This is a genomic window from Ketobacter sp. (assembly GCF_003671495.1).
GTDB lineage: Bacteria > Pseudomonadota > Gammaproteobacteria > Pseudomonadales > Ketobacteraceae > Ketobacter.
The window spans coordinates 78,819-99,598 of record NZ_RCHN01000029.1; the positions used below are offsets into that span (position 1 = coordinate 78,819).

The 20,780-nt window shown below is 55.7% G+C and carries 16 protein-coding genes; 7 read left to right on the forward strand and 9 right to left on the reverse strand.

The window, feature by feature from the left end; all coding sequences use genetic code 11:
• Window positions 1-8: 8 nt before the first annotated feature.
• Window positions 9-3,524, reverse strand: coding sequence for an indolepyruvate ferredoxin oxidoreductase family protein (locus tag D9N14_RS14650; RefSeq protein WP_290580984.1), 3,516 nt, complete (start codon window positions 3,522-3,524; stop codon window positions 9-11).
• 43 nt (window positions 3,525-3,567) lie between these two features.
• Window positions 3,568-4,053, reverse strand: a complete 486-nt coding sequence (locus tag D9N14_RS14655; protein WP_290580986.1) for a VOC family protein — start codon at window positions 4,051-4,053, stop codon at window positions 3,568-3,570.
• A 169-nt stretch (window positions 4,054-4,222) separates the two neighbouring features.
• Between D9N14_RS14655 and D9N14_RS14660 the strand changes: the two genes are divergently transcribed.
• From D9N14_RS14660 to D9N14_RS14670, 3 genes are read left to right on the forward strand one after another with little or no spacing between them, the layout of a single operon-like run.
• Window positions 4,223-5,479 carry a metal-dependent hydrolase family protein gene (locus tag D9N14_RS14660; RefSeq protein WP_290580988.1) on the forward strand — a complete coding sequence of 419 codons (1,257 nt, stop codon included), beginning with the start codon at window positions 4,223-4,225 and terminating at the stop codon, window positions 5,477-5,479.
• A gap of 32 nt (window positions 5,480-5,511) precedes the next feature.
• The gene (locus D9N14_RS14665; protein WP_290580990.1) at window positions 5,512-6,906 is read left to right on the forward strand and encodes an aromatic ring-hydroxylating oxygenase subunit alpha; all 1,395 of its coding nucleotides are present in this window, start codon (window positions 5,512-5,514) and stop codon (window positions 6,904-6,906) included.
• Between the two features lie 12 nt (window positions 6,907-6,918).
• A complete protein-coding gene (locus tag D9N14_RS14670) occupies window positions 6,919-7,284 on the forward strand; it encodes a Rieske (2Fe-2S) protein (RefSeq protein ID WP_290580992.1) in 366 nt (121 codons plus the stop codon).
• 21 nt (window positions 7,285-7,305) lie between these two features.
• Here the strand turns inward: D9N14_RS14670 and D9N14_RS14675 are convergent, their stop codons facing one another.
• The 5 genes from D9N14_RS14675 to D9N14_RS14695 form a co-directional block, all read right to left on the reverse strand.
• A complete protein-coding gene (locus tag D9N14_RS14675) occupies window positions 7,306-9,747 on the reverse strand; it encodes an efflux RND transporter permease subunit (RefSeq protein ID WP_290580994.1) in 2,442 nt (813 codons plus the stop codon).
• A gap of 88 nt (window positions 9,748-9,835) precedes the next feature.
• A complete protein-coding gene (locus D9N14_RS14680; protein WP_290580996.1) occupies window positions 9,836-11,308 on the reverse strand; it encodes a class I adenylate-forming enzyme family protein in 1,473 nt (490 codons plus the stop codon).
• A gap of 38 nt (window positions 11,309-11,346) precedes the next feature.
• Window positions 11,347-12,057, reverse strand: a complete 711-nt coding sequence (locus tag D9N14_RS14685; RefSeq protein ID WP_290580998.1) for an SDR family NAD(P)-dependent oxidoreductase — start codon at window positions 12,055-12,057, stop codon at window positions 11,347-11,349.
• 18 nt (window positions 12,058-12,075) lie between these two features.
• A complete protein-coding gene (locus tag D9N14_RS14690) occupies window positions 12,076-12,912 on the reverse strand; it encodes an enoyl-CoA hydratase (protein WP_290581000.1) in 837 nt (278 codons plus the stop codon).
• A gap of 47 nt (window positions 12,913-12,959) precedes the next feature.
• Window positions 12,960-13,739, reverse strand: a complete 780-nt coding sequence (locus tag D9N14_RS14695; RefSeq protein ID WP_290581002.1) for an SDR family NAD(P)-dependent oxidoreductase — start codon at window positions 13,737-13,739, stop codon at window positions 12,960-12,962.
• 230 nt (window positions 13,740-13,969) lie between these two features.
• On the opposite strand from D9N14_RS14695, the gene D9N14_RS14700 reads away from it, so the two are divergent.
• From D9N14_RS14700 to D9N14_RS14710, 3 genes are all read left to right on the forward strand, one after another.
• Window positions 13,970-15,196 (forward strand): CaiB/BaiF CoA transferase family protein, encoded by a 1,227-nt coding sequence (locus D9N14_RS14700; RefSeq protein ID WP_290581004.1) that lies wholly within the window; start codon window positions 13,970-13,972, stop codon window positions 15,194-15,196.
• A gap of 142 nt (window positions 15,197-15,338) precedes the next feature.
• Window positions 15,339-15,533 carry a hypothetical protein gene (locus D9N14_RS14705; RefSeq protein ID WP_290581006.1) on the forward strand — a complete coding sequence of 65 codons (195 nt, stop codon included), beginning with the start codon at window positions 15,339-15,341 and terminating at the stop codon, window positions 15,531-15,533.
• Window positions 15,534-15,544: 11 nt separating this feature from the next.
• Window positions 15,545-17,041 (forward strand): class I adenylate-forming enzyme family protein, encoded by a 1,497-nt coding sequence (locus D9N14_RS14710; protein WP_290581008.1) that lies wholly within the window; start codon window positions 15,545-15,547, stop codon window positions 17,039-17,041.
• Between the two features lie 94 nt (window positions 17,042-17,135).
• Here D9N14_RS14710 and D9N14_RS14715 read toward each other — a convergent pair whose 3' ends face one another.
• A complete protein-coding gene (locus D9N14_RS14715; RefSeq protein WP_290581010.1) occupies window positions 17,136-18,389 on the reverse strand; it encodes an acetyl-CoA C-acetyltransferase in 1,254 nt (417 codons plus the stop codon).
• A 199-nt stretch (window positions 18,390-18,588) separates the two neighbouring features.
• Between D9N14_RS14715 and D9N14_RS14720 the strand changes: the two genes are divergently transcribed.
• Window positions 18,589-19,251, forward strand: a complete 663-nt coding sequence (locus tag D9N14_RS14720; RefSeq protein ID WP_290581012.1) for a TetR/AcrR family transcriptional regulator — start codon at window positions 18,589-18,591, stop codon at window positions 19,249-19,251.
• Window positions 19,252-19,289: 38 nt separating this feature from the next.
• On the opposite strand, the gene D9N14_RS14725 is transcribed toward D9N14_RS14720, so the two are convergent.
• Entirely contained in the window at window positions 19,290-20,621 is a 1,332-nt protein-coding gene (locus D9N14_RS14725) for an amidohydrolase family protein (RefSeq protein WP_290581014.1), read from the reverse strand.
• Window positions 20,622-20,780 lie beyond the last annotated feature (159 nt).

Genomic DNA, 20,780 nt, shown 5'->3' on the forward strand with positions numbered 1-20,780 from the left:
AAGTCATATCAAGCCTGGGTGACCTGCAGTTTCCTGGGCGCGGTTTGCGTCTCTTCCGGTTGAGCATCAAGCGCTTTTTTCAGCACTGGCAGGCGGGCACGATACTGGTTCAGTGATGCCGCCTTCACCGGTCCGTAGCCGCCGATCTCGCGGGCAGCACCTGCCAGGTGTATGGCGGCTTCCAGATTGTCATCGCGTAACCTGGCCACCACCTCGAGGATCAGGCGTCGGTACTCTTCAATCAGTTGCCGCTCCATCTTGCGTTCCGCAAAATAGCCAAAGGGATCAAATGCCGTGCCCCGTAAGAACTTCAATTTACTCAACCAACGAAACCCCTGCAGCATCCAGGGCCCAAAGGCGCGTTTCCTGGGGCGCCCGGTGGCCTTATCCCGGCCGGGCAGTATAGGCGGTGCCAGGTTAAATCGGATGCTGTAGTCACCTTTGAATTGTGACTTCAGGCGTTGCGCAAATGAAGGGTCGCTGTACAGGCGCGCCACCTCATACTCGTCCTTGTAACTCATCAGCTTGGCCAGGGTCAGCGCCACTTCACGGCTAAAAGCCTCAGCGGTGTCCAACTGCTTGTGTTTCACCTGTCTACGCACGTCAGTAACGAAATCCTGATACTGAAGGGCATAAGCCTGATTCTGGTATCGGGTGAGCAGGTTGACGCGGCTTTTCAGCACCGCGTCCACCGTGCTCAAATCCGGAAGCTCGAATTCTGCATCCGCCCCGGCCGAAAGCTCCGCGGCTAAAGCAGCCGGCACGTGGGCGGCCAGTCGACCCAGTGCCAGAGTGCGCAGGTTGCCTTCAACAAAGGTGCCATTGAGTCGAATGGCTTCCTGAATGGATTCCACCGTCAGTGGCAGCAAGCCTTTTTGAATGGCATAGCCCAACATCAGCATGTTGGTGCCGATGCTGTCGCCGGTGAGGTCAGTGGCCAGTTTGCTGGCATGAATATCGAAAGTGGTGCCACCGGCCAGTGCTTTCAGTATAGCGGCACGCAAGCGGGCTTCTCCCAGATCCAGGTGCTTGTTGCTTTGGAAATCCCCGGTGGGTGCGACATCGTTATTCAGGATGGCTTTGGTGTTACCAGATTGGACGGTTTTCAGAACCGGCGCACTGGCCCCGACAATCATGTCACAGGCCAGCAGCAGATCGGTCATGCCTTCACTCAAGCGCGATGTATAGATGCTCTGGGGGTTGGTGCCGATGCGTATATGACTGGTAACCGCCCCACCCTTTTGCGCCATGCCCGTCATGTCCAACACGGTACACCCTTTTCCATCCAGATGCGCGGCCATACCCAGCAAGGCACCGATGGTCAGCACGCCGGTTCCACCGATCCCCGCAACCAGAATATTGAAACCCCGTTGATCCAATGGTGAGATTGCGGGTGCCGGCAAAGTGGCGATCAATTCGTTAATCCGTTCTGCATTGCCCTTCAGGTGCGTGGCAATTGCCGCGCCGGTCACAGTCACAAACGACGGACAAAAACCTTTTACACAGCTGTAGTCTTTGTTGCAGGTGGACTGATCGATACGCCGTTTGCGGCCAAATTCGGTTTCCAGGGGCGTAATGCTGATGCAGTTGGATTGCACCGAGCAATCACCACACCCTTCGCACACTTCGGGGTGAATGAACAAGCGCTGCGGCGGATCATCCATCAAGCCGCGCTTGCGGCGCCGGCGCTTCTCTGTGGCACAGGTTTGTTCGTAGACAATACCGCTGACACCTTTGGTCTCACGCAATTCCCTCTGCAGTCGATCCAGCTCATCGCGGTGAAACAACGCTGAATGCTTTGGCATAGTGAGATGACGGTACTGGGTTGGATTATCCGATACCAGATACACCGGCCGCACGCCTTCGGAGAGCATTTGATTCACCATATCCAATGGTGTGATCTGTTGTTCAACCGGTTGTCCGCCGGTCATGGCCACAGCGTCGTTATAGAGCACCTTGTAGGTGATGTTCACTTTGGCAGCCACAGCCGCACGAATGGCCAGGATTCCAGAGTGAGAGTAGGTGCCATCGCCGATGTTCTGGAACATGTGGGGTGTGTCCACGAACTGGGAAACCGACACCCAGGGGGAGCCTTCGTGCCCCATCGGCATGAACTGCATGGTATCCCGCTCCATCACCACTGCGGCCAGACCGTGGCACCCGATTCCCCCCATAGCCTTGGAGCCAGCGGGTAACTTGGTGCTGGTATTGTGCGGGCAGCCGGAACAGAAATAGGCTGGGCGATTGACGCCACTGCCCAACGCCACTCCTTGCCGTTCCAGTTGGCTGAAATGATGCAAACGCTGGCTGGCTTCAGCGTCGCCAATACCGAGCTGGGTCAGAACCTGGATGATGGCATGCCGTATTTTGCCGACAGAGAGTTCCCCCACCGACGGCAGCAAGGGTGCGCCTTGCAGATCCTGTTTGCCGGCAAGTTCCGGTCGCAGATCCCCCTCCAGGTGATAAAGATGACGGGCAATCTGCTCTTCCATCACCGGCCTTTTTTCTTCGACTACCAGAAGCGCACGGCTGCCTTTTGCAAATTGGGTTAACCCCACCCTGTCCATGGGCCAGATCAGGCCGGGCTTGTACAGGCGGATGCCCAACCGGGCGCAACGGGTTTCGTCCAGGCCCAGATCATCCAGTGCCTGGCGCACATCCAGATAGGCTTTGCCTGCTGCGACGATACCCAACGTGCGCTGCACGCCATCCAGGACGATGCGATCAACCTGATTGGCGCGGGCAAATGCGGTGGCGGCGGGTAACCGGTAGTCCACCAGCCAGCGTTCTTCCTCCAGTGCCGGCAGGTTCGGTCGCAAGTTCAGGCCCTGGGGGGGGATCTCCACATCGGTGGGAATCTGGTAGGGGTGATAGGCATCGGGTAATTCGATACAGGCGGAAAGATCCAGGGTGTCCGTAATGGTCTTCAATCCGACGTAACACCCGCTGTAGCGGGAAATGGCCCAACCCAGAAGCCCAAACTCGATGATCTCCTGAATGTTGGCGGGATAGAGGATGGGCACCATGGCCGCCATCAGCGTGTTTTCGGATTGATGAGCGCTGTCTGACGACTTTCCCCCGTGATCGTCACCCGCCACTATCAAAAAGCCACCGGCGGCGGAAGCGCCCTCCAGATTACCCAGTTTCATGGATTCACAGGCCCGATCCACTCCGATGCCTTTGCCGTACCAAAGCCCGAAAATTCCGTCCAGATCCGACTGGCCAAACCATTTCAGTTCCTGGGTGCCGCGAATGGCGCTGATGGCCAGCTCTTCATTGAGGCCGGGCCTGAACACGATGTTGTGTTCGTCCAGCAACTTCTGTGCGCTCCACAACGCGGAGTCGTACACGCCCAGGGGGGAGCCCCGATAACCCGAGATATAGCCGGCGGTAGCCAACCCCATGGCGCGGTCGCGACGGGCCTGATCCAGCGGCAAGCGCACCAGCGCCTGGTTGGCATTCAAAAATACCTGCCCAGCGGGCTGGACGTATTTGTCATCGAGTGTAACGGCGGTCTGTGTCATGCAGTGAAATTACTTCGTATGTTGCTGGCTCTGATGTGGCTGATTATTGCTTTGCGGGGATAGACGGAAGCTGATCCAGTGGGAAGTCACAGTTCTCGTCGATGGTTTCCTGAATTTCGATCAGGTTGCCCTCGGGGTCTCGGCCGTAGATGGTGATTACATGGCCGACGTTGATGGGCTCCGGTTCCGGGAAGGTCATGCCCAAGCTCTGCAGACGCTCGAATTCCTGTTTGATATCCGTAACATCCACACAGAAGTGCGTGTAACCCTTGTCGTACGGATTGAGCCCACGGGTGTTGCCCGGTTGCGGCGCGCTGTATTCAAACAGCTCGAAATAACAGGAGCCGGCCCGTAGCATGGCGCCTCTGGCGGCGGAGCCCTTCACGGACACAATGCGATCGATGAACTCATCGTTCTCCCACCCGAACGGTTCTCCAACCACTTCGAACCCGAAAGCATCCCGGTAAAACCGGATCATTTTGTCCAGATCGTGCACATGGACGGCAACGTGGTGAATACCCCTTATCATTGTTATCTCCTGAACGTTTTGCAGTGGGATAACGCGAGTCTACTGATTTAGATCAAACGGGATAAGTAACCCTGCAATACGAGTCAATTGGCTGTGCGCTTGAGGTCATTTTGACCATTTTGCCCGACAGGCATAATGAAATCTAAAAAAGGAGGCCAACAGGCGCGCTATGAGCAAAGTACTGATACGAGGAGCAAACATCTTCGACGGAACCGGAGCAGACCCCTACCCCGGTGATGTTTTAATCGAGGGAAACCGCATCAAACGGGTTTTGATGGCGCCAGGCCAACTGCCGGCGGAAGGCTGCGAGGTGATCCAGGCCAATGGCCAGTTTTTGATGCCCGGCATGACCGAAGGCCACGCCCACCTGTCCTTTGATAACGTGACTGCAACCGCCGATCTGATCACTCCACCCCCGGAAGAACATACCCTCCTCACTGCCCGGGTGGCAGCGCGCCTGCTGGATCAAGGCTTTACCAGTGCCTGGGGGGCCTCTGAAGCCAAATTGCGCTTGGGTGTGGCGGTTCGTAACGCCATCAACGAGGGGCATATGAAAGGCCCTAGAATACGGGCTGGTTCATTGGAAATCTCCGTAACCGGTGCCATGGGCGATGAAAGCCGACTGCACGATCCGCGGCCCGGTGGCCCGTCCATGATAGTGGATGGACCTGAGGAAATGCGCAAAGCCGTGCGACTTGCCTGCCGGGAAGGCTGCGACAACATCAAACTGGATGTGTCCGGTGACCCTTTCTACCCGGGAACGCCCGCCAATACCACGCCCATGACGTTTGACGAAGTGAAAATGGCAGTGGATACCGCCCACGCCTTCGGTCGTCGGGTGAATGCCCATGTCCGCTCCATCGAGGGCGCCAAGGTCTGCCTTAAAGCCGGTGTGGACGTGCTCTACCATTGCGAATTCACTGATGAGGAAGCCCTGGATCTGTTTGAGGAAGCCCGTGATCGCGTGTTCGTGGCCCCGACCGTCAGCCTGTTTCATACCCTGCTGTATGAGGCTGAGCCGTATATGAGCAATGAAATCGCCCGCGCCATGCAAATCGACCGTTTATTGGAAGCATCCCAGGATACCCATAACGCCCTGCGCAAACGCGGCATACGCCACACCATCGGCGGTGACTACGGCTTCGCCTGGAGCCACAACGGCACCAATGCCCGGGATGTGGGCTTCTTTGTGCAGTACTTCGGCTACAGCACAAAAGAGGCGCTGGTGTGTGCCACCGCCAACGGCGGCGCCATGATGACCATGGGTACCGATGAAAAACTGGGTCTGGTTCAGGAAGGTTACCTGGCAGATCTGCTGTTGGTGAACGGTGACCCCATCGCTGATCCGTCAGTACTGGTGGATGCCAACAACTTAACAATGATTATGAAAGATGGCTCACTGCATAAGAATGCCCTGACTCAATGAGCCCCTGCCACGATTTTCGGAGATAGATTGCAATGAATATTCGAGTCAAGTTTGAAAAAGGTGAAGCCCGCTGTCCGGATGCTCCCAGTACCCAGGAAATCATCGCGCGTGACAAAGTGTCTGCGCCGGACTGGGTGTGTTCCGAAAGTTACGAATTCCTGGGTGACGAGGACATATCCATTGATCGCTATATCGATCCCGCATTCGCCAAAAAAGAACTGCAGACCCTGTGGAAAAAAACCTGGCAGTTTGCCTGTCGTGAAGAGCATATTCCTGAAGTCGGCGACTACTATGTCTATGACCTGGAGCACTACTCCTTCATCATCACCCGGGTAGCGGAAAACGATATCCGCGCCTATTACAACGCTTGCCTGCACCGGGGCACCAAACTTCGGGCATCCGGCACCGAAGGCTGCGCCAGTGAGTTTCGTTGTCCGTTCCACGGCTGGTCCTGGAATATCGACGGCACCAGCAAGAACGTGGTCTGCGATTGGGACTTCCCCCATGTTGATAAGAAAAGCATGTGCCTGCCCCAGGCCAAAGTGGAAACCCTGGGCGGCTTTGTGTTCGTCAACATGGATGAGAATGCCCCTACCCTGGCGGAATACATCGGCGCAGATGCCATGGCCCACATCAATAAATGGAAGCTGGAAGATCGCTATATCGTGGCCCATGTAACCAAGGTGATTCCGGCCAACTGGAAACTCACCATGGAAGCGTTTATGGAAGCTTATCACGTGCTGGAAACGCACCCTCAGGTGGCGCCCTCCAATGGCGATGCCAACTCCCAGTATGATACTTACGGCGAGCATGTAAACCGCTTCATCTCCACCCTCGGCGTGGTGAGTCCGCACCTCAAGGGCCGGATCAGCGAACAGGACGTTCTGGATCAATTTACCGTGGGGGACAGCTCGGTGCTGCAGGGAGCAGACCGCAAGTTGCAGGAAGGTGAAACCGCGCGCCAACGTATGGCGGATATGATGCGGGGCATGTTTGAGCAGGCTACCAATACGGATCTCAGCGCTGTGTCTGATTCGGAGCTGTTGGACTGCTTCTCTTACACTGTGTTCCCCAACACCTTCCTGTTCCCCGGAATCTCCCTGCCAATGGTGTATCGGTTCCGCCCGGTGAAAGGCGACCATCGCAAGTGTATTTACGAGGTGTTCTTCCTGCGCCCGGTGCCCAAAGATGGTGAGCGTCCGGAACCCGCCTGTGAGGTACGCCTGGAGGAACATCAATCTTTCACCGAAGCAGAGGGTATGGACCCAGGCTTTGGCGCGATTCTGGATCAGGATACCGAGAACCTGTTACTGGAACAGGAAGGCCTGGAAGCCAGTGCCAAACCGGGGTTGACCTTAGGCAACTACCAGGAAATCCGCATCCGCCATTTTGAGAAAACGGTGGAAAAATACGTGTACGGAAAATAAAAAAGAGTTGAGATGACCAATACAACAGAACCATCGGATCGCCTGGACGTTGCCGAAGAGCAAAGCGTTACCCTGGAATTCACCCGCTTCTGTGAACTGTCTGCAGTGCCTGAGGGGTCCAAGCGTGCCCGTAAAATCAACGGCACCATGGTGCTGGTGGTGCACACCAAGGGCAAACTGTATGCGGTGCAGAACCTGTGCTCCCATCAGGACAAGTTCCTGCACACCGGGCGTGTGCGCAACTGTCGTATTACATGCCCGCTGCATGGCGCGCAGTTTGACCTGGCTACCGGTAAAGCCACCTGCCTGCCCGCCACCAAACCCATACCCACTTATGAAGTACGGGTGGTGGACGACTGGGTCGAAGTGGCTGTCTGATTCAACATCGGGAGTCGTGGGTTATTCCACGACCTCCCGCTCTTCTTTTTCATCCGATCTTGGGTTGATTCTGCCCTTCTTTTCGCCCTGATGATGCCAGGTTTTATTGGCCACTATCATCAGTGCCGGCGCGATCAGATACGACGCCAGCAACGCCAGCACAATGCAGACCGCCGTAATGACACCAAATCCCGCCATGATGGTCATTTCCGCCTGAATGTACACGAGGAATCCCAGACTCAACACAATGGAGGTAATCAACATGGCGCGTCCGGTTGATAACAGGGTTTTCTCTACCGCAAAAATCGGATCACCAGTTTTCAGGTAAAGTTTTCTGAAGCCGTGCATAAAGTGAATGTTGTCGTCCACCGTCAGACCAATGGCAATGGAACCGATCAACATGGTGAGCATGTCCAGCGGTATACCAAGAATCTGCATGGCAGCCAACACGGTCAGGATCGGCAGTAACGACGGGATCATACTGAGCAGGCCCAGCTTCACGTTGCCGATCAACAGTACCATCATCAGGCTGATACTGATGGCCGCCAGGCCGTAACTTTCTGCGGTTGAAAACAGCATCTTGGCAAAGGTGACACCCATAATCGGGGCCAGGCCGGTGTAGGTGATGGAAACATTGTAGGGGGCCATTTCATCCTTGATCCGCACATCCAGCTTGTCCAGCAGCCCTTGCATGTACAGCCCATCAAACCAGGTGGAGGTGATGGTCAAGCGCGCAATGCGGTAATCCTTATCCACTACGTTATACAGATCGTCCGGTTCATCCATTTCCACCAGGAACAATTCCTGGCTGATCAGGTTGGGATCATCGGGTATGGAGTAATGTGCTTCTTCGTTATCGTGCAGTGCCCGGTTGGTTTCCTTCACGATATTGGTAACACTCATGGCCTTGGCAATCTGATAATGCTCCGTGTCCCAGTGCACCACATCCTGTTGAATTCGATCCACTGCTCTCAGGAAACCCGGGTTGAGAATACCGCGGTCCACACCGGTATCCAGTACCACTTCAATGCTGACGGTGGAGCCCATGCGCTGTTCGTATTCTTTGATGGCAATGGTGAAAGGATTGTCCGGCGGCAGCCAGGACAAAGGATAGTGGCTGAACCGAATCTGACTGGCGAAGAAAGCGCTGCTCACCAGCAGTAATACTCCGACGATGACAATCGGTTTGGCATTTCGCGCTGAAAATGTGCCACACCAGGACAGGAAACGATGCATCATTTTATGTTCTTCCTGATGCAACTTGCGCCGTTTGAGTGGCAGCAATGCGATCAGACACGGCAATATAGTAACCGATAACAGGAAGGCCACCAGGGAGCCGATGGCGCCGTAGATGCCCAGTGATGCCACCGGGGTTAACTCCGAAGTGGAAAACGACAACAGCCCGGCAGCGGTGGTGATACTGGTGAACAGCATGGCAAGCCCGGTGTGACCCATGGCGGAGGCCAAGGCGTGCAGCTTTTCGTCCCCTTCATCATAGTGTCGATAGAAGATAGTTAACATGTGGATACTGTCCCCCACGCACACTGCCAGCAGGAACGCGGGCAGGATGGAGGTGCTGATCTGGATAGGGGAATCCAGAATGGCCATCATGCTCATGGTGACGGTGATGCCGAACGCCATAATCAGCAGGGGCATTACTACGCCGGATAGCCGTTTGAAGATCACAAACAGAACAATCCCGATCACCAGGTTGGCCAGTCCGGCCAGCACCACAAAGTCCCGCGACGTCAGCTCCGCCAGTTCCAGGGAGATGGGCATACCCCCGGTCAACTGGATGTCATCGGACATTACCCCCTGGTATTGTTCAATGATGGCGCGGATTCTGTCATAGGAAACCTTCATGTCCGATTCTTCGAGATAACGGCGGTGCAGCTCCCCGCTGGCGTCTTTCTCATAATGAAATGAATTGAGTCGAACGATCAACGCAACCAGTTGTCCATCTTCGGAGATCAGGAAATTTCGATAGTTCTCGCTGGCCAGCGCATAGTTTCTCAGCTTTTCCACTTCTTCCGGATCCTCCGGGAGGATTTCAGGCAGCAACTCGTCCACATATAAAGTGTCGTCTGCGCCGTGGGTATGGCGGGCATTGGCCAGGGAGTCCACATTGGCTATATAAGGGACTTCATCCATGAGTTGCTGGTGCAGCGCATGCAGTTGGGTGGCGAATTCCTGGGTGTAAGGGTTCTCTGATTCCACCGTGATGGCGAAGGTTTCATCGCGCCCGAAGGTCTCTTTAAACTCCATGTAGGATTGGATGATGTCCGCCCCTTTGGGTAGGAAACTTTCCAGGCTGGTATCCTGTCTGAGGTTGCCAAGTTGGGAGGCCATGGCCGCGATGATCAACAAGCTGCCCACTAACCAGGCCAAGGGGTGGCGCCCCATGGCAAAGCCCAGTTGCTCGAAGCCTTTTTCGATCCGTAGTTTCCAGTTGGATTTCTTCATATTCATTCTTGTTTTGCCCATCTACTGGTTTCCGTCGACGACGGTTTGGGGTATCAGTATAGTGTGGTCGGGTCTTTCAGCGTATCGTTCATTCGAACAATTCCCGCAGCGCCGGCTGATGGACCTTATAAGAGGCGGTTCTGGGTAAGGCTTCTACAAACGTCCACTTTACCGGGATGTGGGTGGCCGCCACGCGTTCCCGCAAGTGCGACTCAAGTTCTTCCACCGACGGCGAAGGTTGCCCAGCCTTGGCTTGAATGGCCGCCGCGGGCACTTGCCCCAGTCGATGGTCCGCTACGCCCACCACCCCCGCTGCAGCCACCGCCGGATGTTGTAACAGGGCCTTCTCAATGGTTTCCGGCAGGATCTTAAAGCCGCCCCGCATGATGGCGCCGTCTGCCCTGCCACAGAGAAACAGAAATCCGTCCTCATCCAGATACGCCAGGTCGGCGGTGCGTATCCAATGCTCGCCCATACGCGGTGACACCACTTCCAGCAGTCCCACTGCTCCGGCGGACAATTCGGTAAAGTTGTTCGGATCAATCACCCTGAGCTTAACCCCGGGGAACGGCTTGCCGACGCTGCCGACCTTTTGGTCCCCCCAGGTTTGATACACCTCCGGGGTCATGCTGGCCACCGGACCGCCGAATTCGGTGGCACCATAGGCCAGCAGGATGGGGACCTTATAACGTTCTTCGAAGCGCTTCTGAACGGTCGGGTCCAGCGGCGCCGAGCCGGAGCCGATCATTTTCAGGGAACGAAAATCTTCCGGAGGCAGGTCAGCGTCCAGAATCATCTGTACTCCGGCTGGCGGCAAGCCACCGGCGGAGGGTCGATACCGAACCAGGTGATCATGCCATCCCTCCACACTGAACCGGTCCAGTAACATTCCACGCAGCCCCCGGAGTAAGGGCGCGATGGTGGAATGCAGACCGGTGATGTTGCCAGCGGGAAAGTACATGAGCACCGGCGGCAGGTTTTTGGGATCTGCCCCCACCGACGATGGCGTGGCCCGCCCACCGACAATGTGCCTGGCAACGGTATCGTAATCAAACTCAAACGGCTTGGGCGTGCCAGTGGTGCCACTGGTGTGTATTTCAATGATCGGCGTGTTGCTGACGGCAGGCTCGATAGTACTGCGCTCCAGCCCGGGAACGAAGATCGCGCTTTTCTCCCGTAACGCGATGGCGGCGACCCCCATGTCCTGCAGTGCTGCAATCAGGGTTGCGTCATAGGTTTCCGCCGCAGCCACCATCACTGAGGGTTTGATAGAAGCCAGTTCCGTTGCCATGGCCACCGAAGATTGGAACGGATACACCATGCGGAAGCTTAGGCCCTCGCCCATCAGGCCAAGATACGCAGCCACTGCAGACGGACGGTTCTTGGCCACCAGCGCAATTTTACTATTGGCGGGCGCACCACTTTCTTGGATCAGTGTCACGACATCACGTGCCACCTGGCCCAGTTCGCCCCAGGTATACCACCGCTTTTCGTATTCCAGGGCCTGCTCTTCCGGTGGGCCATTGAGCACCGCCAGACTGAGTTCTTGTAGTGCACTCATGACCATAACACTCTGTTTCAACGGTCCGCGGGAGCGGATCAGCTCAATCCCACCACCGGAATACCGGCACCATGCACCGCGCTACTGGCGTCGGAAGCCAGGAACCCCACCACGTTGGCCAGCTCCTCCGGCTTGACCCATTTGCTGAAATCCGCGTTGGGCATGCTGTCACGGTTTACCGGCGTATCGATGATGGATGGCATGATGTAATTGACGTTGATGTGCTTGGCCCGCAACTCGTCTGCCATGGTCTCAGACAAGCGTGCCACTGCGCATTTGGACGCCAGGTAAGCGCCTTGCAGTGCAGCCCCTTTCACGGATGAGGCCGATGCCACATTGATGATCTTACCCGCCCCTTGCTGCAGCATGGCCGGAACCGCGACTGCAGCGGTATTGATGATGGAGCGCGTATTGAGGTTCAGCAGAAAATCCCAGGTCTTGTCCGAGGTTTCGTGAACGGCCTCACCCATAGTAAAACCGCCTGCAATGTTGGCCAGTACATCAATGCGGCCAAAGCGACCCAGAATATGCTCAAACGCGGCCTGGGTGGATTCCCGGCTGGTCAGATCGCAACTGACCAGGATCTCATTCTCCTGATCACTTTGTGGGAATGCCTTGTTTAACAACTCGTCGCTGTAATCCACCAGCGCGAGTTTGGCACCCTGATTTCGGAAATAAGCAACGATGCCCTGCCCCAGACCACCGGCAGCACCGGTGATCACTACCACTTTATCGCTGAAGTTACCCATTATATTCACTCCCTATGGTTACGAATCGGACTTCTTGCCGGCCTGTTTCAGTTTTTCAAGATCGACCAACACCGGGAAACCACATTGAGCCACCGCATTGCCATGTCCCAGGGAGTGAATATCAAACACGGATTGAATGGCCGCATATTGACCCATGGTGTCCAGGGTCTGATTGACTGCGCGCTTGGCCATGGCCAAACCGAATGCGGGCATTTTGGCGATCTGCTGGGCCAGCTCCATCGCCTGTGAATCCAGTTCCGCCAGTGGGATGACTCGATTGACCATGCCCAACTCCCGCGCTTCTGCGGCCGTGATGGACGATGCGGTGAAGAGCATTTCCTTGGCTTTGCGGGGGCCGAACTCCCAGGTGTGACCATGGTACTCGACACCACCGATGCCCATCATCACTACCGGATCCCGGAACACAGCGTTGTCGGCCGCCAGAATCAAATCGCAGGGCCAACACAACATCATACCAGCGGCAATACAGGAACCTTGAACCACGGCGATGGAGGGTTTGGGAATGTCACGCCACTTGCGACTGAATCCCAGGAAGTGTTTGCGCTCGTGCATATACAGTTTCATCATGCCGGATTCCGCTTTGTCCTTATCGAACTGATCCTTGGCTCCGGAATTGGACAGGTCATGGCCTGATGAAAAGTGCTTGCCGTTGGCCCGCAGCACGATGACTTTTACGCTCTCATCTTCAGCAGCACGGTCCCAGGCTTTGTCCAGCTCCACCAACAATTCTTTATTCTGGGCGTTGGCCTGCTGGGGGCGATTAAGGCTGATCACAGCGACCGGGCCTTCTGTTTCGTATGTGATCGGGCTTGAAGCAGTACTTTCGTTTGTCATAGTGATTATCCCGTTAACGCATTGTGTGCTTGTTATTGATGTGTGATTTATCGTGGTTGCATCCGGATGGCACCGTCCAAACGCAGAGTGGTGCCATTGATATAACTGTTCCGGATGATCTCCAACGCCATACTGGCGTATTCATCTGCGTGGCCCAGGCGTGGAGGGAAAGGCACCATGGCACCCAGCGCATCCTTCATCTCCTGCGGTGCTCTGGCCATGGCCGGCGTATCAAAAATGCCAGGCTGGATGGTGTTCACCCGAATGGCTTCGCGGGACAAATCACGGGCAATGGTCAGTGTCATGCCCACGATCCCCGCCTTTGCTGCGGAATAGGCTGCTTGCCCCATCTGGCCTTCCGTGGCGGCCGCGGAAGCCGTATTGATGATGACGCCACGCTCACCGTCAAGGGGGTCTGCGCTCATCATGCCTGCTGCGGCCCGGGTGATGCAGCGAAACGTACCGACGGTGTTCAAGCGCAGCACCCATTCAAATTGATCGCTGGGGAACATTTTAATCTCGCCGGTTTTCTTGTCCCGGCGCGCAGTGGGAATGGCATTTCCGCCGCCGGCACAGCACACCAGAATCCGCTCCTGTCCATTGACTTCGCGGGCCTGGGCAAAGGCCTGGTCAACACTCTCATCCGACAATACATCACATTGACAGAACGTGGCACCGGTGGCAGCCGCGGCCTGTTCCCCCACTTCCGCATTCAGATCAAAGATGGCGACCTTAACGCCCTTGGCCCGCAACGCCTTGACGGTGGCCAGGCCCAGGCCTGATGCGCCACCGGTCACTACGGCTGCAATGTCGGAATCGATTTTCATGGTATATGGCCCTCTAATTGTTATCTTTACCTGGCATGGGTGATTTGCCCGAAAATTCAAGGCATTAAGTATCTTCTCTCATAGCGTAATGGCGCTAATCTGTTGATTATCATAGCGCCAACTGTTTATATACAACAGTGTTGTTGTTTAGTATTATACTCTGAAATTCTCTTATAAATCCAACGTCTTCAAAGAGAGGCGAACACCCGGAGAGGAGCTGGAGAGTACCTATGACGCAAGTAATGAAAGGCATCAAAGTCCTTGAAGTGGCGCAATTCACCTTTGTACCTGCTGCCGGTGCGATTTTGGCGGATTGGGGGGCGGACGTAATCAAGATTGAGCATCCGGTGCGGGGCGATACCCAGCGCGGATTCATCAATATGGGTGGCATGAAAATAGACCCGCAACGTAACACCATGATGGAACATGCCAACCGCGGTAAACGCAGCGTGGGGATTGATATCTCGAAACCGGAAGGCGTTGAACTGATCTATGAAATTGCCAAGACCGCGGACGTCTTCCTCACCAATTACCTTCCTTTTCAGCGCCAGAAACTGAAGATCGATCTGGAGCACATTCGTGCCGTAAACCCGAACATTATTTATGCCCGTGGCAGCGCCTATGGCGACAAAGGCCCGGAGCGGGATGTGGGTGGGTTTGATGGTACTGCCTTCTGGTCCCGCAGTGGTGTGGGCTTCTCCATGTCGCCTGCGGAACTGGGCCAACCACTGGCCCAGGGCATTGCCGCATTCGGGGATTCCATTGGCGGTATGAACATCGCGGGTGGGGTAGCCGCTGCCCTCTTCCACCGGGCCCAGACCGGCGAAGCCAGCGAGGTGGATGTATCTTTGTTGAGCACTGCCTGGTGGGCAGCCGGTTCCGCCATGGATCTTTTCATTGAAAAAGGTGAGGTCATGCGCAACCGTATGCCCACTTCCGGCGGCAACCCGGGTAACCCGTTTACCGGTAACTACACCACTGCCGATGGGGGCACCATCAACCTGTGCATGATCACGCCCGGTGCCTATATAGAAGATACTTTTGCCCATCTGGGTGTGCCCGAGGCTGCACAGGATGAGCGCTTCTCCACCGTGCAGGCCCTGATGAAGAACTGGAGTGATGCCAGTGACCTGATCGCCACCGCGTTTGCCTCCAAACCGTTTGAGTACTGGCGACAGCATCTGAAGACCATGAAAGGACAATGGGCACCGATCCAAAGCCTGTTGGACCTGAGCACCGACGAGCAGGCCCTGGCCAACGATATGCTGTTTGAGGTGGAAGCCGCCGATGGCGGTGATCCGCTGAAACTGGTCCGTGGTCCGGTGCAGTTCAATCACGAGTCAGTGAACACCACCCGGGCACCGCAAGCCTCAGAGCACACGGAAATGTACCTGATGGAACTGGGGCTGGAGTGGGATCGTATTGAGGCCCTGAAATCCACCGGTGCCATTGCATAATAAACTCTAACAAGAGCAACGATAAGCGCAGACATAAGAGAGCATTATGAAGCCTGGAACAAAATTAAAAAGTGCAGCGTGCACGACCGAAGTGATGGTCATTAAAGGAAGTGGTTTTACCGTGGATTGCGGGGGCAGCCCCATGTCGGACACCGCTCCTGAGACGCCAACCGAGCTGGATGGTCAGTTTTCCGCGGGAACCCAGGTGGGTAAGCGCTATGTGAACTCCGATGGCTCGGTGGAACTGTTGTGTGTGAAGGCCGGTAAAGGCTCTCTGTCCATTGCTGGGGTCGCACTTCAGATCAAGGACAGTAAACCTCTGCCTTCCTCTGACTAAGGGGTTGTTCCATGAATATTTCACTCATTCTGCAAATGGCGGCAGATGCGGAGCCGGATCGGGAAGCGCTGGTGTGCAACGGGCGGCGCTGGACTTACGGCGAATTATGGCAGGCAGCGCAGGGTGCGGCCCATAATATTTCCCGCAGTGGTTGCCAGTTTGTTGCTTTTCTCGATGAAAGCAGCGAAGCCACGCCGATGGCGCTGTTTGGTGCGGCCCTGGCAGGAGTGCCTTATGTACCGCTGAATTACCGTCTGGCCGATGAAGATCTGGCGGCGTTGCTGAAACGCATCGCCCCGGCTTATGCGATCGGTGATGTGTCGCGCATTCAACGTATTAACGCCGACGGTGGGCACACCTGCCTGACCCGCGCTGAGTTTGTGGCTGCTGCGGAATCCGTGAAGCAGGCGTTTGACGCGGTGGAATCGGAAGAAGCCGACGTGGCGGCGCAGATCTTCACCAGTGGGACCACCTCTGCCCCCAAAGCGGCCTTGCTCAAGCACGCCAATCTGCTGTCCTATATTCTGGGTACCGTAGAATTCGGTTCAGCCGCACCGGAAGAAGCCGGTCTGGTGTGTGTGCCTCCGTACCATATCGCGGGTATTGCCGCGATGCTGAGCTCCATTTATTCTCTGCGTAAGATCCTCCTGTTGCCGGCATTCGATCCGGACGCATGGCTGGCACTGGCCAGCGAAGAACGCGCCAGCAACGCCTTTGTCGTGCCCACCATGCTCACCCGTATCATTGCGCGCTTGGATGAAGGTGTGAAGGCGGACCTCTCCTCCCTGCAGGCCATCGCCTACGGCGGCGGCCCCATGCCGGTGGTGGTGATCGAGCGGGCCATGCAGTTGTTCCCCAACTGCGGCTTTACCAACGCCTATGGCCTGACCGAAACCAGCTCCACCATCGCGTTACTGGGTCCGGAAGATCATCGTGTTGCGTTCTCCTCCCAGGAGCCAGCGGTGCGGGCCAGGCTGGGATCGGTGGGACGACCTCTACCCACCATCGAGCTGGAGATTCGTGACGAGGAAGGTCACTGCTTGCCCGCGGGTGAGCGGGGTGAGATTTACGTTCGAGGCGAACAGGTTTCCGGTGAATACCGGGAGCGTTCCGCATTGGACGCCGATGGCTGGTTCCCCACCCGTGATGCCGGTTGGCTGGATGAGGAAGGCTTCTTGTTCCTGGCAGGTCGGGCAGATGATGTCATCGTACGGGGCGGCGAAAACATCTCACCTGGTGAAATTGAAGATGTGCTATTAACGCATCCTGCCATCGCCGACGCAGCTGCAGTTGCTGCGCCCTCAACAGAATGGGGAGAAGCTGTGGGCATCGCCATTTCAATCAAACCGGATTGTGCAGCGCCCAGTGAAAGTGAGTTGAAATCCTTGATTAAGGACCGCTTGCGTTCATCGCGGGTGCCGGAACGGATTGCAGTCCTGGATGAGCTTCCTTATAACGAAATGGGTAAGCTTCTGCGACGGGAAATCCGCAAGTTGTTCAGCGAATAGTGACGGCGGTGGTGGAGTCAGCTCCTTACACAATAAGCCGGAACCAACAAAAAAGCCGCTTCATATGGAAGCGGCTTTTTCATAGCGATGCAAATTAAACCCGTTCAATGATCATGGCCGGTGCCATGCCTCCGGCAGCACACATGGTAATCAAACCACGTCGCAGGTCTCGACGTTCCAGCTCATCCAGTACGGTGCCGATCAGAATGGCGCCGGTTGCGCCGATAGGATGCCCCAGTGCAATTGCACCACCGTTAACATTGATCTTGTCGCGATCAATATTCAGGTCGCGAATGAATTTCTCCACCACCACGGCGAAGGCTTCATTCACTTCCCACAAATCAATGTCCTGCGGCTTCAAGCCGGCTTTTGCCAACACTTTTTGCGCTGCAGGAACCGGCGCATTCAGCATTAAGGTGGGGTCTCCCCCCATATTGGCGACCGCCACCACCCTGGCCCTCGGTTTCCAGCCTTGCTGTTGGGCATAGCGTTTCGACGCCATCAACAGTGCCGCAGCGCCATCCACAACGCCCGAGGAATTGCCGGCGTGGTGGAAGTGCTTGATCTCCAGATCCGGATAGCGACGATTGATCAGTTGGCGGAAAGTGGTGCCTGTTGAATCGGCAGGGAAATCAGCAATTTTTTCGAAGCTGGGTTTCAGCTCGGCAAGATCAGCCAGCGTGGTTTGTGGGCGTGGATGCTCATCGCGGTCCAGCAATAATGTTCCGTTGTCGTCGAACACCGGGATGATGGCGCGATCGAAGCGACCTTCCTCAATGGCCATAGCGGCCCGACGCTGACTTTCCAGCGCCAATTGATCCAGCGTGGTTCGATCAATGCCTTCCATAGAGGCGATGGCGTCTGCGCAGACACCCTGGTTAGACTGGGGATGGCGTTGTTGCAGGCGCGCGTTGCCCGTTCCCAGCCCGGGCGAGCGAAATCCGGCTTCCATCTCCCGTTTGCCCAGATCCATGATATGCGACATCATCTCGGTGCCGCCAGCAATCAACAGATCTTCAAAGCCTGATACCAATTGCCCGGCGGCCAGGTTGGCGGCCGTAAGGCCACTACCACAGAACCGGTCCAGGGTAACGCCACTGGCCCGGGTATCAAAGCCGGCGTCCAATAACGCCATACGGCCCATGTCACCGCCCTGCTTGCCCTTTTGCGCACTGGTACCCCAGATCACATCGTCCACATCTGCGGTAACAATGTCATTGCGTTCCTGCAACGCTTTCAGTACCGCTGCAGCCAAATGTTGGGGATGCAGCTCCGCCAGAGCCCCCTTGCCTACTTTGCCGGTGCCGCGGGGTGTGCGGACGGCATCAATGATGAACGCTTCTGACATGGCGGGATCTCCTGCTCTTCCTGTTACCTGGTTTATTGTTTTGCTTTGACTTTCTCGTTCTGAACATTATACCCATTTTACACTGCACAACATAGTTGTTCAGTAGTTAGTGGGCAACCATTCAAACCCGGCATTGCTTTGCTTTAGTACGTTGTTTTTGGGACAATTCATTCACTTACGCAATTGAGTTCCGAACAGAATGAAGTCCCGATCCAATGACAATATCAATGCTGACCAGAGCAAATCTGGTAGCGCTAAAAAACGCCGCTACAACAGCGTAGTACGCCAGGCGCAATCCAATAAAACCCGGGAGCAGATCATCAAGGGAGGTGTTGAACTGGTGCAGGAGTTCACCGAATGGGACTGGAAAAATCTGACGTTCCGCGCTGTCGGGGAACGGGCAGGCGTGAGTGAGCGCACGGTATATCGATATTTCCCAACCGAACAGGCCCTGAAGGATGCCGTAATACAGAGGTTGGTGGAAGAATCCGGCGTCGACCTGGACTCCTTGAGTCTGAGTGAGTTCAACAGCACGGTGAAGGGCCTGTTCCAGTACATGCAATCCTTCGCCGCCAAGTCAAAACCCGTGGCGGACCCTTCATTCAGCAGTCTGGATAAAATCCGGCGGGAGGCGCTGCTCAGATCCGTTGCCGAATCCACACCCGAATGGACGCCTGCGCAACAGGAGATTGTCACCGCTACCCTGGATATTCTATGGCAGCCGGAAACCTATGAAAGGCTGATGAATGCATGGAATTTCGATTCAGATCAATCCATGGCAACGCTCAGTTGGCTGATCGAACTGGTGGAGCATGCGATTGCCCATGATCAAAGGCCTGAATCACCAGAACAACCTAAGTAAACGGGAGCCATTCGGCTCCCGTGTGTCAGGCTGGGCCATTAACCCGCTTGCACCTTCTTGGTACCTTCCTGCGCATGATGAGCGAACATCTTCATCAAATCACCTGAGGTGATGCGACGGGGCTCCTCACCCGCTGCCAGTGGGCTTTCACCACTGTAGGATTTCGGCGTGGTATCCACCCCATCCTTTTGCGCCTGGGCCCGCAATGCACCCACGGTCAAATTTTCCCGGTCATTGAATTTGAACAGGTCGAAGTTGAACCACTTCATCGCATTGAGGTGGGTGATTTTCTCGATCTGCTCTTCGCGCAAATGATTGATGGTTTTCCACAGATGCTCGGGGCACTCAGGCCACAGAGTATCCGAATGTGGATAGTCACACTCATAAGAGATCAGGTCTTCGTTCAATTCATTGAGGTTTTTCAAACCGTAGGCATCGTCGATGAAGCACAGCATGAAATGCTTTTTGAATACTTCACTGGGTTGCATGCCGTTGAAGTGATTATGAGTCCAGAACTTGTGACGTGAATGGGCGAAATCGGCCCGCTCCAGGAAGTATGGCACCCAGCCGATACTGGCTTCTGACAACGCGATTTTCAGGTTGTACTCATGCAGTGCGCTGAGATGCAGCCAGTCTGCGGCACCCACAGCGCTGGACAGCGGCATGGTGGTGATCCAGGCCTCAATGGGGGTTTCCGCAGAAGCATGGGGGACCGGATTACCAGCGCCGATGTGTAAACACATTGTCATGTCGTGATCAGCGATGGCCTTCCACATGGGGTTCCAGTATTCATTGTGAACGCTGGGCAGCTCTTGCTTTGTGGGGTTTTCGTTGAGGGAGACAGCGGTACAGCCTTTCGCTGCAATGCGCTTGATCTCTTCCACAGTGGCGTCCATGTCCCAGGTGGGCAACAACGCGCAGGGAATGAAACGTCCGGGATAGGCACCGCACCACTCATCGATGTGCCAATCGTTATAGGCACGCAGGTGCTTCAAGGACAGCGCTTTGTCCGGCGCTTTATGGAAGCGGCCACCGTCAAAACCCACGCAGGTGCCGAAGTTCAGTGACGCAGCGATGCCGTTGGCGTTCATGTCGTCAATACGGGCATCCACGTTATAGACACCGGCGCGCATCTCCTCCAGGGAATTGGGTTCCATGCCATACTCTTCCAGGGGGCGCCCCACGACCGCATTCAGGCCCACGGACGGCATATACATGCCCTGGTAGGTCCAATAGCTCTTGCCGTTCTCATCGGTGTTGAATTTGGGCGCCGTTTTGAGGTCTTCGGCGGACAAGTGCTTATCGAACATGTCGGGTGGTTCAGTAATGTGATCATCTACGCTAATGATCACCATATCGTTCATTTCCATGACTCACATCCTCAAGGTTAGTCGTTTGTTGGAGTTCTAAGGAACCTCTGAATAACTTGGTAATTGGCCTGCAAAATACCAACTGGCACCAATCTCAAGAAAACAAGCCAAGCATCTCTTCATTTTTGGCCATTTGATGGCCCAATTTGCACCAAACGG

Bases quoted from the DNA above. Each gene is read 5' to 3' on its own strand.
- D9N14_RS14650 (WP_290580984.1), bottom strand. From the start codon at position 3,524: ATGACACAGACCGCCGTTACACTCGATGACAAATACGTCCAGCCCGCT.
- D9N14_RS14655 (WP_290580986.1), bottom strand. From the start codon at position 4,053: ATGATAAGGGGTATTCACCACGTTGCCGTCCATGTGCACGATCTGGAC.
- D9N14_RS14660 (WP_290580988.1), top strand. From the start codon at position 4,223: ATGAGCAAAGTACTGATACGAGGAGCAAACATCTTCGACGGAACCGGA.
- D9N14_RS14665 (WP_290580990.1), top strand. From the start codon at position 5,512: ATGAATATTCGAGTCAAGTTTGAAAAAGGTGAAGCCCGCTGTCCGGAT.
- D9N14_RS14670 (WP_290580992.1), top strand. From the start codon at position 6,919: ATGACCAATACAACAGAACCATCGGATCGCCTGGACGTTGCCGAAGAG.
- D9N14_RS14675 (WP_290580994.1), bottom strand. From the start codon at position 9,747: ATGAAGAAATCCAACTGGAAACTACGGATCGAAAAAGGCTTCGAGCAA.
- D9N14_RS14680 (WP_290580996.1), bottom strand. From the start codon at position 11,308: ATGAGTGCACTACAAGAACTCAGTCTGGCGGTGCTCAATGGCCCACCG.
- D9N14_RS14685 (WP_290580998.1), bottom strand. From the start codon at position 12,057: ATGGGTAACTTCAGCGATAAAGTGGTAGTGATCACCGGTGCTGCCGGT.
- D9N14_RS14690 (WP_290581000.1), bottom strand. From the start codon at position 12,912: ATGACAAACGAAAGTACTGCTTCAAGCCCGATCACATACGAAACAGAA.
- D9N14_RS14695 (WP_290581002.1), bottom strand. From the start codon at position 13,739: ATGAAAATCGATTCCGACATTGCAGCCGTAGTGACCGGTGGCGCATCA.
- D9N14_RS14700 (WP_290581004.1), top strand. From the start codon at position 13,970: ATGACGCAAGTAATGAAAGGCATCAAAGTCCTTGAAGTGGCGCAATTC.
- D9N14_RS14705 (WP_290581006.1), top strand. From the start codon at position 15,339: ATGTCGGACACCGCTCCTGAGACGCCAACCGAGCTGGATGGTCAGTTT.
- D9N14_RS14710 (WP_290581008.1), top strand. From the start codon at position 15,545: ATGAATATTTCACTCATTCTGCAAATGGCGGCAGATGCGGAGCCGGAT.
- D9N14_RS14715 (WP_290581010.1), bottom strand. From the start codon at position 18,389: ATGTCAGAAGCGTTCATCATTGATGCCGTCCGCACACCCCGCGGCACC.
- D9N14_RS14720 (WP_290581012.1), top strand. From the start codon at position 18,589: ATGAAGTCCCGATCCAATGACAATATCAATGCTGACCAGAGCAAATCT.
- D9N14_RS14725 (WP_290581014.1), bottom strand. From the start codon at position 20,621: ATGGAAATGAACGATATGGTGATCATTAGCGTAGATGATCACATTACT.